This is a genomic window from Psychrobacter sp. Sarcosine-02u-2 (genome assembly GCF_002836335.1).
Classification (GTDB): Bacteria; Pseudomonadota; Gammaproteobacteria; order Pseudomonadales; family Moraxellaceae; genus Psychrobacter; species Psychrobacter faecalis.
In genome coordinates this window covers 45,624-60,343 of record NZ_PJBX01000177.1, presented here as the reverse complement: position 1 = coordinate 60,343, position 14,720 = coordinate 45,624, and the positions used below count along the sequence as shown (strand labels likewise).

Genomic DNA, 14,720 nt, shown 5'->3' with positions numbered 1-14,720 from the left:
TTTATGAATATATAGGGTTAATGGGGCTACAGCCGAAGCGTAATGTTTAAAAAGAAAGCTTGAGTGCCAAAAAATGGTGATAAAAAAGCCAGCTCTTTTTTATAAAAAGCTGGCTCTTTTGCGACTAGAAAATAAATACAGGCTTAAAACTGATACGTCAATGACGCTTTGATATTACGACCTGGCTCGAAGTCAGTAGCAACATCATCAATCGGGTTTAGGCGAGATGAGTGGCTAGCGTAAGCTTCATCGAAAAGATTGTAAACGCCAACCGTCGCTTTTAGTCCTTCAATTTGTTTTGGCGAATAGTTCATAAAGATATCATGAACGTCATAGCTTGGTTTTTCAATATCATTCGCGCTAGTATTTGGCATTACTGAAGCGACATAGGTACTGCGCCAGCCAATATCTGTGGTCTCCGTTGGACTATAAGCCAAATTGACCATATATTTATCACCTGATTCTGAGCTGCTTCCGGTCACTGATGGAATACTATAGCCTGTTTTGTCGCCTTTACTGCGCGCTCGCGAATAGCTCAAACCCATACTAAAGTCATTCATTTTATAGTCAGCAGCCAGCTCGACGCCTTTGATCTTATAATCTTCATCTTTATTGATGACACCTTGGCAATCGCCACCTGGTTGTCCATTTGCACAGTTCAAGCCCGGTCTTGTCCCACCTGATCTCACAAATTCAATATAGTTTTCGATATCAGTTTCAAAGTATTTACCGCTTAGTTGCAGTGCATCACCAGCTACTGTTAGGTCGCGCAAGGTTGTGATAATACCTACTTCAGCGTTAGATCCTTCTTCTGCTTTTAAGTCATTATTAACGTACGTTTTATCACCATCCGAATTAAAGATTGTTTGGCTTAAATCCGGACCATTAAATAACTGTGTGTAGCTAGCGAATACTTGCGTTAGTGGTGCAATCTCATAGCTTGCAGCAAGTGCACCGACGACATTATCATAGGTTTTGCCACCAGAAATAAACTCAGGAGATTTGTAGCGGTCATAACGCACACCAGGCGTTAAAGTAAGCTTACCATTTTGCCATTGGTCTTCTAGATAAACAGAAGTATTGGTTGCTTCATCTGAGCCTTTTTTGACGAAGTCGCGCTCCATCTCTGACTCTTTTTTATAATGCTCAATTCCAGATATCAGCTTGTGCGTGCCAACATTGGTAGCGATATCACTGGTATTTTGGATTTTTGCGCCTGTGGTTTGGACTTCAGCGTTAAAATCGAAACCTGGATTTGTAAGATATTCAGAATCGCGCAAAATACGGGTTTTAGTCTGATACACATTGGTATCTATATCAATCAGCGGATTGCTAGGATTAAACTTATAATCAATACCATAAGTATCGCGCTTTACCTGTTGCGGAATCGGTGGCTCAGAGCGACTCGGAAAATCTGGACGGAATGGGAAAATCCCTTCTTTCTCAGTACGGCTAAAGCTTGCACCTACATGATGGTCATTACCAACATAAGCACCGGCTTTTAATAAGAAGCTCTCGCTCTCACTGTCTTCAAACAACTCACGACCTTCACCGTCTTCACCTGAGCTGGTATCACGCTTGCCATAATAAGCCAATAAATCGACATTATCAGATGGTGCGCCAAAAACCGTGGCTGACGTCAATAGCTCATCATTATTACTGGCATAACCTGCTTTTAGCTTGGCACCAATCTTTTGACCAGGTTTAAGTAAGTCAGCGGCATCGACCGTTTTAAAAGCAACCGCGCCGCCAAGTGCATCGTTACCGAGCGTGACAGAATTGTTGCCCACTGCCACATCCGCTTGTTTGAGCAAATCAGGATCAATGGTGATATCGCCCATATGATAGAACAACTTGCCTTCTTGGCGCGCGCCATCAATGGTGACTTTTAGGTTGCTATCTTCAAGACCGCGAATACGAATGCGCTGGTTGACCGATGACGTACCACCTATGGTCACGCCTGGAACCACATTTAAGAAATCGCTTAAATGGCTCGCTTGCTGTGCAGGCGTATAGTCTTCGACATCGACGCCGTCCTCTTGCACCTTTTCACGTACCGAGCTATTGGCAGTTACGGTGATGGTTTGTAAGGTCGTACTAGGCACATCCGTTGCCGCAACCGCCAGCTGTGAACACAGGATTGCTGAAACAGCGACCGATAACACCGTTAATTGATTAGAAAATGTTGCTGACTTAACTTCACGCATAACACACTCACTTTACTTACTATTAGGATTGAAGGATTTAAGTGCCACTTTAGAAAGACAGTTTGAAAAAGATGGTCCGAAAAAGACAGTTTGGGATTTTGCTTTTTACTCTCTATTAAAACTTTTGTGTTTTATTGATTGACCACGCCTACTTAGTCAATAAACACATATAGAAATAACATGATTAATACTAATGATAATGATTAGCATTTGAAATATGACAGGCATAATAACGAAGTATTAACAATTTGGCAATAAATAAAGTGAGGAATTTAATTCAACCAGATAGATGACATTGTGAAAGTTAAGCAGCACCTAACATCGACTGCTATTAAGTACTTAATAGCAGTCGCAATTTTATTTGTCATAAGCGCGTTAAGGTTTTTGTTAAATCGCCGAGATGAAACAAATTAATATTTTAATCGCAAAAAAAACATTGCAATAAGCAAGGCTTTCGCTATACCCTTAGATAGCTGACTAATTAGTCAGGTTTTAATCACTATAACTGGCAATATTGATAAATAATGGTGAGCTGCTTTTATTTATTAGCACACGGAAAAGTGCGACTCTCTGTTGGAAAATCAGTAAATGCTTAGATAGCTAGACAAACAAGATGGAGATTTAGAGGTTACTGAAAGGCTTTTTTAAGTTACAGACTCAACTCTCAAATCATCAGTTTTTCTACGCTGTTTAGGTCTACCTTCAGAGATTGGACTAAAAGTCACTTTAGGAGAAAGCCAAAATGAGTGAAGTTACTCAAGGAAACCCTGATTTATTATATGGACTGCATGACCGCCCTGCTCCTGCAAAAGCATTCTTAGGCGCGGTACAGCACGTACTTGCCGCGTTCGTTGGTATTATCACGCCCTCTTTAATCATTGGTGGCGCTTTGGGATTGGGAGAGCACATCCCCTATCTGATTAGCATGTCACTGATGGTATCAGGGGTCGCCACCTTTATTCAGACTCGCAAGGTAGGGCCGATCGGCTCCGGATTGATGGCTTTACAAGGCACGAGTTTTGGCTTTTTGGCTGCTGTCCTTGCCGCAGGTTTTGTGGTAAAAAATAAAGGCGGTGGCCCAGAGGAGATTCTCTCTGTCATCTTTGGCGTGTCTTTCTTCGGCGCATTTGTTGAGATATGTTTAAGCCAATTCATCACCAAACTTAAATCTTTGATGAGCCCTATCGTTACTGGCTGCGTCATTGTCACCATTGGTCTGTCATTGACCAAAACGGGGCTGACTGATTTGGCGGGCGGGGTTGGTGCCGAAAACTTTGGTAGTATGGAAAATTTACTACTGGGCGGCGGGGTGCTGGTCAGCGTGGTGCTGATTAGCATCGTCAATAATAAAGTGATTCGCTCAAGCGCTATTTTTATCGGTTTGATGCTTGGTTTATTTGCGGCGATGTTGATGGGGCGTATTGACTTCTCTTTAGTCTCTGAAGCGCCGTTACTTACCGTCCCTATTCCTTTTAAATACGGTTTAAGCTTTGATTGGCAAGCGTTTATTCCGATTGCCTTTATGTATATCATTACCAGTATCGAAACCTCAGGCGATTTGACCGCAACCTCAATGATTTCAGGCGAACCTATTCAAGGTCCTGTCTACGAAAAGCGTATCAAAGGCGGCGTGCTAGGTGATGGCGTCAATTCATGGATTGCCGCGGTATTTAATACCTTCCCCGTCACTACCTTTAGCCAAAATAACGGCGTCATTCAAATGACTGGTATCGCCAGCCGCTATGTGGGTTTTTATGTGGCGGCGATTTTATTTACCATGGGGCTATTCCCTATCCTTGGCGCTGTCTTTACGCAGCTGCCAAAGCCTGTGGTTGGCGGCGTGACGCTACTGATGTTTGCAACTGTTGCTACTGCGGGTATCCGCATCCTATCCACGGTAAATTTTACCCATCGTAATATTTTGATTATTGCGACTTCGCTTGGTTTATCGATGGGTATCGCGTTTGTTCCTGATGTCTTTGCCCAAACGCCGCAGCTGTTCCGCAATATCTTTGGCTCGGCAGTGACCATGTCGGGTATCGTCGCTATCACGTTGGATATGATTTTGCCAAAGAACTATGGCGTCGAGTTTGATACGTCTGATCAACATATAGAAGATGGTCTAAAACCTGTGCGCATGTTGCCGAAAAGTGAGGTTGAAGGTCAGCCGTTATAACGGCGGCGGGCTTGGTTGCATAAATGGCGCGCTATGTAAAATCCGCTATTCAAGCCCGCAACCGCGCAGAATAAAGGGTATTAAGAAGTCAGCCGCGCGCGCTTCATCTTGCTTATCATAAGCGTCTTTTTGCAGCAGACCGACGATTTCTGTTTCAAATTCTGCATAACGCTGCGTCGTTGCCCAAATCAAAATCAACAGCTGCAATGGGTCAGCGATGCCAATTCTGCCTTGCTCGTGCCAAGTTTTCATTACTTGTGATTTATCAAGCGCCCACTCTTTCATGGTTGTCGACATAAAGTCATGTAAATATGGGGCGCCGCCGATGACCTCTAACGCAAACAATTTATGACGGTTTGGATGCGCAAACGCTTGGTGTAACTTGGTGCGCACAAACTTCTCTATCACGGCTTTTGGGTCGCTATCGACGGTCATTGTCACCAAGCCGTCGTTCCATTCTTCAATAATAGAGCGCAAAACCATTTTGTAGAGGTTTTTTTTATTTTTAAAGTAGTAATGGACATTGGCTTTTGGCAATCCTGCTCGATCAGCGATGCCCTGCATCGTGGCGCCGCGATAACTTTGTAGGACAAATTCCTCTTCTGCAGCTGCCAAAATTACTGCTTGATTTTGGGCGCGGATATCTTGCTGATTACGATGAATAGGCGCCTCAGAATCGGACAATTGAGATGTTTGATTAGGTTGGGGCATAAGATAAACCATTGGATAGAAGGATAAATAAGTAGCCATATTGCAACATATAACGGCACTGATAAGCCAATTTTATTTTTTATTTAGCGAAAATATAGCAGGGTTTTCGCCAGCGCATAAAAATATTTTGCATAAAACAGTTGACCAAATGGTCAGGTTTAAGCAGAATGGATGTTATTAAACCACTTACAACTCAATTAAAACATAACAATAAAAAGCTTAAAATTTAAATGAAAAGGATGTCACCGTGAGCTTATCACTAGCGCAATTTAATGCCCTCTCGCCAGCCGAAGCACTCTCAAAACTATTGACCTGCTGCACCAGTAGCAAATGGGCGCATGACGTAGCAGGTGCTCGCCCTTTTGCAGATATAAACGACCTACTTGCCAGTAGCGACAAAGCTTGGCAGCAAGCGCAAACCCAAGAAGCCAATTTGCTTGAGGCCTTTGATGGTCATCCACAAATCGGCAACGTTGACTCATTAAAAGAAAAATACCGCAATACGCAAGACAGCGCGGCGTATGAGCAATCTGGCGCCAATAATGCTGACATGGATGTCATTGAAGCATTGGCAAAAGGCAATCAAGCGTATCTCGCTAAATTTGGCTTTATCTTTATCGTCTTTGCGACCGGCAAAAGCGCGCAAGAAATGCTGGATTTATTACTGGCACGCCTGCCAAATGACCGCGCCACTGAGCTACTCAATGCGGCTACTGAGCAAAATAAAATCACCCGTTTACGCTTACAAAAACTACTCGGCACTGCTTAAGATAAATGTGCCTATTTTTACTATATAAAAGGAATTATTATGTCAGGTACTCTCTCATCCCACATTTTAGATACCCATCTTGGCAAACCTGCCGCTGATATCGCGGTCACGCTACACCGCGTGCCTGCAGACGGTGAGACCTATCTATTGGCAACAGGTGTCACCAACGCCGATGGTCGAGTTGCCGCTGACAGCTGGAAATTTGATACTAGTATCGATATCGCTAAATATCACTTAGACGTTGGGCGTTATACCTTGACGTTTGCAACCCAAGCCTATTTTGACGCGCAAAATCTCACGGCATTTTACCCGCAAGTAGTCATCGATTTTATGATCAGTGATGGCGGTCATTACCATGTACCGCTACTGCTCAGCGCACACGGCTATAGTACCTATCGCGGCTCATAGCTTAACGGATTTATAGGGGTGTCGCTTTAGATTTAAACTAAAAAACGCTGAACCAAATATTGAATAAAAGAGTATTGCAAAGAAAAGGACAATTCGCGCATGGGTGCATATCTTCTCGACTGGGTCGCTTTATTTTTCCGCTGGTTTCACGTCATCGCTGGCGTGGCTTGGATTGGCGCCTCCTTTTACTTTGTTTGGCTAGACATGAGTTTGCGTAAGCCGCCACAGTGGAAGGCGGACAAAGGTATATCCGGCGACTTATGGGCGGTACACGGCGGCGGCTTTTATGAAATTGCCAAATATAAGCTTGAACCAGAAGAGATGCCAAAAACCCTGCATTGGTTTAAATGGGAAGCTTATACCACTTGGCTTACCGGCATGGCGATGCTGGCTATCGTTTATTATTTCAATGCGACTGCCTATCTGATTGATCCCAGCAAAGTCGCTTTTGGCAGCAGTATCGGCGCGATTTCGACCAGCTTATTGTTTTTATTTGGTAGCTACTTTTTGTATGAAGTGATTGTTCGTAGCCGTCTTGGTAAAAACTCGATGATTTTTAGCAGTATTATCTTTATATTACTAGTGATCGCTTGCTGGGGTTCTTATCAGCTGTTTAGTGACCGTGCTTCGTTTATCCATATCGGTGCTATTTTGGGTACGGTAATGGCGGGGAACGTTTTCTTTGGTATTATGCCTGCTCAGCGCGCGCTGGTAGATTGTGTGCGCCGCGGCGTAAAACCGGGCAAAGAAGTGGCCGATTTGGCGCTACAAGCAAAAAACCGCTCGCTGATGAATAACTACTTCACCTTGCCGCTTATCTTTACCATGATTAGCAACCACTATCCGATGATGTATTCGCATGCGCACGGTTGGTTGGTGTTGGTATTTGTCGGTATCATCACGGCAACGGTACGTCATTATTTTAATCAAAAACACTTGGGACATCACAAACCAAAGTTCCTCTGGATTCCGGCATTAGCAACGGTATTATTGATTATTTGGATGCGTCCTGCCCCTGTTGAATCATTACCCACTGCTAGCGCCTCTGTTTCTACACCAGACACTACATCAGACACTACGCCGCCAGTTACTGCTGATTCAGCCGATAACTCGGAAATGAGTGCTGCTACCGAAACTGGCGCTGCCAATGAAAACGCTGCCAATGCTGTACCTGTGGCTACCTCAGCAGATGATGCCATTATGAATATCGTCCACACCCGTTGTACCACTTGCCACGCGGCGCAGCCAACCCAGCAAGGATTTGCCGCACCGCCAGCGGGCATCATTTTGCAGACGCCAGCAGATATGAAAATCCATCAAGCCAAAATTGTCACAGCGGTACAAACTGGCTATATGCCACTGGGCAATCTCACCCAATTGACTGATGCAGAACGCCAACAACTCGTCGCTTACGCTTCAGGGCTATAGTCATTTAATGAGACAGTTATTTTAATAAAACAGTTATTTAGTCAGATAATTAGTTAATGAGCTGATAGTAGAAATGCTCACCTTTAATTTGCTTTATTGTATTTAGGATAGCTTAAAAATGAGTCAAAAAATAACCAGTGATTTTAATCACGACACCTACCCGCGTGATTTAAAAGGCTATGCAGGCAATCCGCCAAAGGCCAATTGGCCGGGCGGCGCGAAAATTGCCGTGCAGTTTGTACTAAACATTGAAGAAGGCGCGGAAAATAGCGTCATTCATGGCGATGGCCAATCAGAGCGTTTTTTATCGGATGTACTAGGGACGCCCGAATTTAACAACCGCCACCAATCTATCGAATCCGCCTTTGAGTATGGTAGCCGCGTGGGCGTTTGGCGCGTGTTAGATACCTTTAAAGAGTATGGTTTACCCATCACTACCTTTACCTGCGCCGCCGCTGCTGAAAAAACGCCACATATTATCGAGCGCGTGCTAGAAGATGGTCACGAAATCGCCAGTCACGGGCTACGCTGGATTACTTATCAATACATGTACCGCGAAACGGAACGCGAACACGTGCGCCGCGCCACCGAAATTTTCGAGCGTATGCTTGGTCGTCAGCCGCTTGGTTGGTATACCGGCCGCGATAGCCCCAACACACGTGAGCTGGTCGCCGAACAAGGCGGTTATATTTACGATTCAGATTCTTATGCCGACGAGCTGCCCTACTGGCTCAATGTCAAAGTAGAAGATGGTGATAAAATCACTCGTAAGCCGCATTTGGTGATTCCTTATACCTTAGAAACCAATGACATGCGCTTTGCCTCAAGTCCCGGCTTTACCCATGCTGAGCCTTTTTATCAATACTTAAAGGACAGCTTTGACACCTTATACGAAGAAGGCGATAAAAATGGTAAAAACGAACCTAAAATGCTGACCATTGGTTTGCACTGCCGCATCATTGGCCGTGCGGGCCGTATCACTGCTCTCAAAAAATTCTTGCAATACATCACTGGTAAGCCCGATGTCTGGATATGCCGCCGCGATGAGATTGCCAAACACTGGTATGAAAACCATCCAGCTACTGACGATAACATCGCCAACTGGATGTAATCATCTGGCGCTAGCTAAACTAAATACATAAAACTACTCATTAATTAGAAGGTGACATCATGACTACCACAATCATCGCGAGGCCTTTAACCAAGGCCGAATTTGCACCTTATGGTACGGTGATTGAACCCTATGACAAAGAAGAGCAGACCTCTGAAAACTGCTTCTTTATTAATAAAGGCTATGCGTGTCGGCATCATGCGATTACGCAGGCTACGCTTGACGGCGGCGATGTTGGCTTCAGTATCTTTCGTGCCAAAAAGCGCGAACTGCCTATCGTCTTATCGGTGATGGAGTATCACCCCTTTGGGTCGCAAGCGTTTTTTTCGATGAATGGTCAAGATTATATTGTCGTCGTCGCACCAGCTGGTGAACCACCACGTTCGGCCGCTGATTTATCAGTGTTTTATGTCAAATCGCATCAAGGCGTGCAATACGACGCCAATGTCTGGCACCATCCACTGTTGGCACTTGGTCGCGACTCAGATTTTTTGGTCATTGACCGTATCAACGGTGAGGGTAATAACTGCTACGAACTGGCGATTGATGATTGGCAAGTGAATATTGAAGTAGAAAATGCGCACGCCGACCCAAATACACAAAGCGTAAAGTCAATTTAGTCTTTCAAGCCATTTATAAAGAGAAAGTTCTAGCTAATAAAACATACTCACTCTTTGCTCTTTAAAGACAGACACCAATTTTCATGGCAAAACCCCCTAAGGATTATTAATAATGCCAATTAAAAGTACCTATTATGCCCCAACTGGCGGCTTGCCGCCGCAAACTCAATTATTATCTGACCGCGCTATTTTTACCGAAGCGTATGCAATTATCCCCAAACGGGTACTCACTGATATTGTGATTAGCTACCTGCCGTTTTGGGAAGGCATGCGCATGTGGGTGATTGCCCGTCCTTTAAGCGGTTTTGCAGAAACTTTTTCACAGTACATTGTTGAAGTCGCCCCAAACGGCGGCTCCGACAAGCCTGAGCTCGACACTAATGCCGAAGCCGTGCTGTTTGTCGTTGAAGGTGAGATGGATATTACTATCGAAGGCGTAGCCCATCATCTTGAAGCCGGTGGTTATGCTTTCTTACCACCTGCCTGTCAATGGACGCTAAAAAATAATAGTAATGAGCCTGTTAAATTTCACTGGATTCGCAAAGCCTATCAGTTTGTAGAAGGACTTGATGCGCCAGAAGCCTTTGTCACCAGCGATCATGATGTTGAAGCAATTGAGATGCCAGAAACCAATGGTGTTTGGAAAACCACGAGATTTACCGAACAGTCTGATATGCGTCACGATATGCACGTCAATATCGTTACTTTTCAACCAGGCGGCGTGATTCCGTTTGATGAAACCCATGTCATGGAACATGGTTTATATGTGCTAGAAGGTAAAGCCGTCTATCACTTAAACGGTGAATGGGTCGAAGTTGAAGCAGGTGATTTTATGTGGCTACGCGCATTTTGCCCGCAATCTTGTTACGCCGGGGGTCCTGGTCCATTTAGGTATTTACTCTATAAAGACGTAAATAGACACATGCCGTTTATACGTCCACAGCGTTAATTTATCTAAAATTATAAATGACCTAAAAGCCAGCATATCACCATGCGCTGGCTATTATTTTTATTTTCAATTTAACCTTCAACATCAAGCGTTAAACAAATAACGCTAAACGTCCAAACACGTTACTTGTTTTTCTTGTACTACTGTACTAGAATACTGAAACGAAACAATATTTTGCTTATTATCCTTTCTCTTACTAAGATTATATATTATGAGCGCCAATCCTTATCACAGTCTATTAACTCATTTGGCCAGCTGTCACGATAGTAGCGCTATCGACGAGCTACTTACTGCGCTATTGACCGATAAAGAACAACAAGAAATCGCCAATCGCATCCGTATTTTTGATTTGTTAGAGCGCGGTATTACCCAGCGTGAGATATCTGAGCAGCTCGGCGTCGGTATCGCCACTGTCTCGCGCGGTGCGAAAGCCATGCAAAGTCACGATGTGAGCGCCCTACTTAAAACTCATAGAGAAAATTCGCATAAAAAAGACGCTTAATTGGGCAAAAACATAATTTCATTCTGCCTTATTTTTTTGATAAATCATTGAACTATTTTGGACATCGTTATGACCGCTTCTACTTCCAAGCCTGACCAACCTGCTGCTATCGAAATTCCTAGCAAACCACAGCGTATCAAACTCACGCAGGATATAGATTTTTTTGCGTTATTTAAGCGTATTGAGCACGCTTTTGAAACTTGTTATTTGCTTGAATCATTGGGCGAGGATGGACATATGGCGCGCCACCATGCCATTGGTTTTGACCCAGTGATGACTATTGCCGCTATCGACCGTACCACCTTAGCAATTACTGATAATAAAACCGCCGAAACCACACATTATCAAACTGACAATCCTTATCAGCTATTACGCAGCATCACCCCGCAGCACGTTATTGCGCGCGACCAAAGCGGCGGACTGGTTGGCTACTTGGGTTATGACAGTGTTAATTTCTTTGAGCCAAGTCTCAACGCCAAAGCCAGTGATGATTTTGAACCCTTTAAATTTGGCGTGTATTTAGATGGCTTAACGCTTGATAAGATGACCGGTGAGATTTTCTATTTCTACTATCCAACCGCGCAGCAAGAAAATCGCATCGAGCAAATCAAAGCCTTACTTGAAGCCCCCATCCTCAATTATGAACCACCCTCAGTAGAGTTTTTGGGGGATGGCATGAGTCAAGAGGAGCATGCCAAAGCGGTGCTGCAAGTCAAAGAAGACATCATCTCTGGGCGCATCTTTCAGTGCGAAGTTGGCTTTAAATCCAAATATCGCATTGCCGGCGATAAGATGCCGATTTACGAAAAGCTACGCGCGGTTAATCCGTCACCGCATATGTATTTTATGAAATTTGCTCAGCAATGCATTATTGGTGCCTCGCCTGAGCTACTGTTTCGCCTGCGCCAAGGTGAGATGGAAACCTACCCATTAGCAGGCACTGCTAAGCGCGGCGTCGATATCGCAGAAGACCGTAAGCTTGCCCGCGCGCTACTGAATGATGCCAAAGAGATTGCCGAGCACAATATGCTGGTCGACTTGCATCGCAACGATATCGGCCGTGTGGCACAATTTGGTACGGTAAAGGTGCGTAGCCTCATGGATATCAAACGCTTCTCACACGTGCAGCACATTTCTTCTGAAATCGTCGGAATTTTGCACCCCGATGAAGACATGTTTAGCGCCCTTGCCAGCAACTTCCCCGCCGGTACTTTATCAGGGGCGCCAAAAGTGGAAGCCATTAAAGTGATTAATGAGCTTGAGCCTGATGGTCGCGGTGCTTATGGCGGCGCACTTGGCTCATTTAATTTTAATGGTGATTGTATTTTTGCCATTCCTATTCGCAGTCTATTTATCAATGGTGAGTCGGCTTATGCGCAAACTTGCGGCGGCAATGTTTACGACTCCAATCCTGCTGATGAATACTTAGAAATCCAGCGTAAGCTGTCAGCGATGAAAGTGGTGTTAGACAGCTTTATGACAGCGTAAATCCATTATATTTTTGCTAAAGAGCTTATGCCTTATGAATGTTTTAATTATCGACAACTACGACTCTTTTACCTTTAACCTTTATCAATATATTGGCGAGATTTTACAGACCATGGATGGTGATAAAGACGGCGCTAAACAAGCGGCAAATGTCATCGTCAAACGTAATAACGAAATTACCTTGGCTGATGTGCAGGCGATGAATCTTGACCGCATTATCATCTCACCCGGCCCTGGCGCGCCTGACGACTCGGCCTATTTTGGTATTTGCGCCGAAGTGATTGAGGTTATGGGCAAGACGACGCCGCTATTGGGCGTTTGCTTGGGCATGCAGGGCATTGCGCATGTCTTTGGCGGCGAAGTGGTACGAGCCAGCGTACCAATGCATGGCAAAGTCTCAGCCATTCGCCATGATAATGCAGGTGTCTATCAAGGCTTGCCACAAGAGATAGAAATCATGCGCTATCATTCCTTGATGGTAAAGGCAGATACGTTACCAGATTGCTTAACTGTTACCGCCGTCGTGAGTAATGACGCCCATCATGACTTAAGACTGACAGATGCAGCGGTCGCAGGTGATGAGATTATGGGACTTGCGCACACTGTTTACCCGATACAAGGTGTGCAATTTCACCCAGAGTCGTTTGCGACTGAGGGGGCGAAGCGTTTATTAACGAATTTTTTATTGCAGGTGTAATGCAGGGTTTTAAAAGGCTAATGTTAAAAAGCATAAAGGTATAGTCAAAATGTCCTAAAAACGCTACGGTATTGCTTTTCACTTACTATACAATAAAAAAGACTGGCTATTTAGAAGCCAGTCTTTTTTTAAAATGAACTACTGCTCGATACGCTGCAAAAACGCTTGCGTGCGTGGATGCGTTGAATCTTCAAATAGCTGCTTGGCGCTACCCTCTTCGACTATGTGACCGTCTTCAATCAAGACCACATGGTCAGCAACATCACGCGCAAAGTTAATCTCATGGGTCACCACCACCATCGTCCAGCCTTCAGAAGCCAACTGCTTCATCGTTCCAAGCACATCTTGTACCAACTCTGGGTCAAGCGCCGAAGTTGGCTCATCAAATAGCAACAATGACGGCTCAATCGCCAGCGCACGAGCAATACCAATACGCTGCTGCTGACCACCAGACAACTGAAACGGATACAAATCTGCTTTATCCGATAAGCCGACTTTATCAAGTAACGCCAACGCTTGCTCGCGCGCTTGCGCTTTACTTTGTCCTTGTACCACCGTCGGCCCAAGCATCAAATTCTCAATGGCTGACTTATGCGGAAATAAATTATAAGACTGAAATACCATGCCTGACTTGCGTTGCAAAGCGAGTAAGGTTTTCTTTTTTGGCTTGGTGGCAAAGTCGACGGTCAAGCTGCCATCATCAAATGCAATTACCCCTTGATCAGGAATCTCTAACGCATTCAGACAGCGCAAAAACGTGGTTTTACCCGACCCTGATGGACCCAAGATGACCACTACCTTGCCTTTTTCAATGGACAAGTCGATGCCTTTGAGCACTTGATTGCTACCAAAGGCTTTGTGGATATTAGTGACTTGAATCATAGAGGTTTCCGCTTACAAATAAAAAAACGCTGATGGTAAAAAACGATAATATGGCTGTATTTCTTAGCAAAAATTTATTTCGCCACATAACGATCAAGTCTGGTTTCAAGTTTGCCCTGAATAAAGGTTAAAAACAGACAAATTGCCCAATAAATAAACGCCGCTTCAGTATAAACCAGCATAAACTCATAATTACGGGCGGTAATGATTTGCGCCTGTTTAAACAGCTCCGTGACCAGCACCAATGACGCCAAAGACGTGTCTTTTACCAAACTGATAAAGGTATTGGACAATGGCGGTACCGACACCCGCAGCGCTTGCGGCAAAATCACATGGCGAAAGGTTTGTAGATAGGTTAAACCAACTGTGGAGCCCGCTTCCCATTGACCTTTTGGAATAGACAGAATCGACGCACGCACCGTTTCCGACGCATAAGCGCCAATGTTCAACGAAAAGGCGATAATCGCTGACGGAAACGGGTCGAGCTTCACGCCAACACTTGGCAAGCCATAAAAGATAATAAATAGCTGCACCAACATCGGCGTACCGCGAATGGCAGACACATAGATACGAGCAAGCCGATAAAGTATCTCATGGAACCATCCTGCACGCGGCACGATGCGAATCAAAGCTACCGTCAGCGCAATCACCATTCCAATCGCAAATGATATCAATGCCAGCGGTATCGAATAATAAATACCGCCTTTGAGCATTGGCCAAAATGAGTTGATAACGATTTGGGCGCGTGCAGCATCCATAAAGGGCAATAGTG

At 44.6% G+C, this 14,720-nt stretch carries 14 protein-coding genes; 10 read left to right on the top strand and 4 right to left on the bottom strand.

All coding sequences use genetic code 11. The annotated features are described in order from the left end of the window. Positions 1-143 precede the first annotated feature (143 nt). Positions 144-2,207 carry a TonB-dependent receptor domain-containing protein gene (locus CXF58_RS12225; RefSeq protein WP_102077642.1) on the bottom strand — a complete coding sequence of 688 codons (2,064 nt, stop codon included), beginning with the start codon at positions 2,205-2,207 and terminating at the stop codon, positions 144-146. 742 nt (positions 2,208-2,949) lie between these two features. Between CXF58_RS12225 and CXF58_RS12220 the strand changes: the two genes are divergently transcribed. Continuing rightward, on the top strand, positions 2,950-4,383 hold the full coding sequence (locus tag CXF58_RS12220) for a nucleobase:cation symporter-2 family protein (RefSeq protein ID WP_102077641.1): 1,434 nt from the start codon (positions 2,950-2,952) through the stop codon (positions 4,381-4,383). Positions 4,384-4,428: 45 nt separating this feature from the next. On the opposite strand, the gene CXF58_RS12215 is transcribed toward CXF58_RS12220, so the two are convergent. Continuing rightward, a complete protein-coding gene (locus CXF58_RS12215; protein ID WP_102077640.1) occupies positions 4,429-5,094 on the bottom strand; it encodes a TetR/AcrR family transcriptional regulator in 666 nt (221 codons plus the stop codon). A gap of 247 nt (positions 5,095-5,341) precedes the next feature. Between CXF58_RS12215 and uraD the strand changes: the two genes are divergently transcribed. From uraD to CXF58_RS12170, 9 genes are all read left to right on the top strand, one after another. Next, complete coding sequence (uraD, locus tag CXF58_RS12210; RefSeq protein ID WP_102077639.1) at positions 5,342-5,863, top strand: 2-oxo-4-hydroxy-4-carboxy-5-ureidoimidazoline decarboxylase; 522 nt, start codon at positions 5,342-5,344, stop codon at positions 5,861-5,863. A 39-nt stretch (positions 5,864-5,902) separates the two neighbouring features. Beyond that, the gene (gene uraH / locus CXF58_RS12205) at positions 5,903-6,271 is read left to right on the top strand and encodes a hydroxyisourate hydrolase (RefSeq protein ID WP_102077638.1); all 369 of its coding nucleotides are present in this window, start codon (positions 5,903-5,905) and stop codon (positions 6,269-6,271) included. A 99-nt stretch (positions 6,272-6,370) separates the two neighbouring features. After that, positions 6,371-7,699, top strand: a complete 1,329-nt coding sequence (locus CXF58_RS12200; protein WP_102077637.1) for a urate hydroxylase PuuD — start codon at positions 6,371-6,373, stop codon at positions 7,697-7,699. A 118-nt stretch (positions 7,700-7,817) separates the two neighbouring features. Beyond that, entirely contained in the window at positions 7,818-8,810 is a 993-nt protein-coding gene (gene puuE, locus CXF58_RS12195; protein ID WP_102077636.1) for an allantoinase PuuE, read from the top strand. 59 nt (positions 8,811-8,869) lie between these two features. Further along, positions 8,870-9,430: an ureidoglycolate lyase gene (locus CXF58_RS12190; protein ID WP_102077635.1), complete on the top strand. Its 561-nt coding sequence runs from the start codon at positions 8,870-8,872 to the stop codon at positions 9,428-9,430. Between the two features lie 112 nt (positions 9,431-9,542). Next, entirely contained in the window at positions 9,543-10,379 is an 837-nt protein-coding gene (locus CXF58_RS12185) for a bifunctional allantoicase/(S)-ureidoglycine aminohydrolase (RefSeq protein ID WP_068407228.1), read from the top strand. Between the two features lie 211 nt (positions 10,380-10,590). After that, a complete protein-coding gene (locus tag CXF58_RS12180) occupies positions 10,591-10,881 on the top strand; it encodes a Trp family transcriptional regulator (RefSeq protein ID WP_102077634.1) in 291 nt (96 codons plus the stop codon). Between the two features lie 69 nt (positions 10,882-10,950). After that, positions 10,951-12,369 carry an anthranilate synthase component I family protein gene (locus CXF58_RS12175; protein ID WP_102077633.1) on the top strand — a complete coding sequence of 473 codons (1,419 nt, stop codon included), beginning with the start codon at positions 10,951-10,953 and terminating at the stop codon, positions 12,367-12,369. 34 nt (positions 12,370-12,403) lie between these two features. After that, positions 12,404-13,066, top strand: coding sequence for an anthranilate synthase component II (locus CXF58_RS12170; RefSeq protein ID WP_102077632.1), 663 nt, complete (start codon positions 12,404-12,406; stop codon positions 13,064-13,066). A gap of 138 nt (positions 13,067-13,204) precedes the next feature. Here the strand turns inward: CXF58_RS12170 and CXF58_RS12165 are convergent, their stop codons facing one another. Further along, positions 13,205-13,948: an amino acid ABC transporter ATP-binding protein gene (locus CXF58_RS12165; protein ID WP_102077631.1), complete on the bottom strand. Its 744-nt coding sequence runs from the start codon at positions 13,946-13,948 to the stop codon at positions 13,205-13,207. 74 nt (positions 13,949-14,022) lie between these two features. Further along, positions 14,023-14,706 carry an amino acid ABC transporter permease gene (locus CXF58_RS12160; protein ID WP_180952590.1) on the bottom strand — a complete coding sequence of 228 codons (684 nt, stop codon included), beginning with the start codon at positions 14,704-14,706 and terminating at the stop codon, positions 14,023-14,025. Between the last annotated feature and the right edge of the window lie 14 nt (positions 14,707-14,720).

Excerpts from the sequence above, each read along its gene's own strand:
- CXF58_RS12225 (WP_102077642.1), bottom strand. The coding sequence starts at position 2,207 with ATGCGTGAAGTTAAGTCAGCAACATTTTCTAATCAATTAACGGTGTTA.
- CXF58_RS12220 (WP_102077641.1), top strand. The coding sequence starts at position 2,950 with ATGAGTGAAGTTACTCAAGGAAACCCTGATTTATTATATGGACTGCAT.
- CXF58_RS12215 (WP_102077640.1), bottom strand. The coding sequence starts at position 5,094 with ATGCCCCAACCTAATCAAACATCTCAATTGTCCGATTCTGAGGCGCCT.
- uraH (WP_102077638.1), top strand. The coding sequence starts at position 5,903 with ATGTCAGGTACTCTCTCATCCCACATTTTAGATACCCATCTTGGCAAA.
- CXF58_RS12200 (WP_102077637.1), top strand. The coding sequence starts at position 6,371 with ATGGGTGCATATCTTCTCGACTGGGTCGCTTTATTTTTCCGCTGGTTT.
- puuE (WP_102077636.1), top strand. The coding sequence starts at position 7,818 with ATGAGTCAAAAAATAACCAGTGATTTTAATCACGACACCTACCCGCGT.
- CXF58_RS12190 (WP_102077635.1), top strand. The coding sequence starts at position 8,870 with ATGACTACCACAATCATCGCGAGGCCTTTAACCAAGGCCGAATTTGCA.
- CXF58_RS12185 (WP_068407228.1), top strand. The coding sequence starts at position 9,543 with ATGCCAATTAAAAGTACCTATTATGCCCCAACTGGCGGCTTGCCGCCG.
- CXF58_RS12180 (WP_102077634.1), top strand. The coding sequence starts at position 10,591 with ATGAGCGCCAATCCTTATCACAGTCTATTAACTCATTTGGCCAGCTGT.
- CXF58_RS12175 (WP_102077633.1), top strand. The coding sequence starts at position 10,951 with ATGACCGCTTCTACTTCCAAGCCTGACCAACCTGCTGCTATCGAAATT.
- CXF58_RS12170 (WP_102077632.1), top strand. The coding sequence starts at position 12,404 with ATGAATGTTTTAATTATCGACAACTACGACTCTTTTACCTTTAACCTT.
- CXF58_RS12165 (WP_102077631.1), bottom strand. The coding sequence starts at position 13,948 with ATGATTCAAGTCACTAATATCCACAAAGCCTTTGGTAGCAATCAAGTG.
- CXF58_RS12160 (WP_180952590.1), bottom strand. The coding sequence starts at position 14,706 with ATGGATGCTGCACGCGCCCAAATCGTTATCAACTCATTTTGGCCAATG.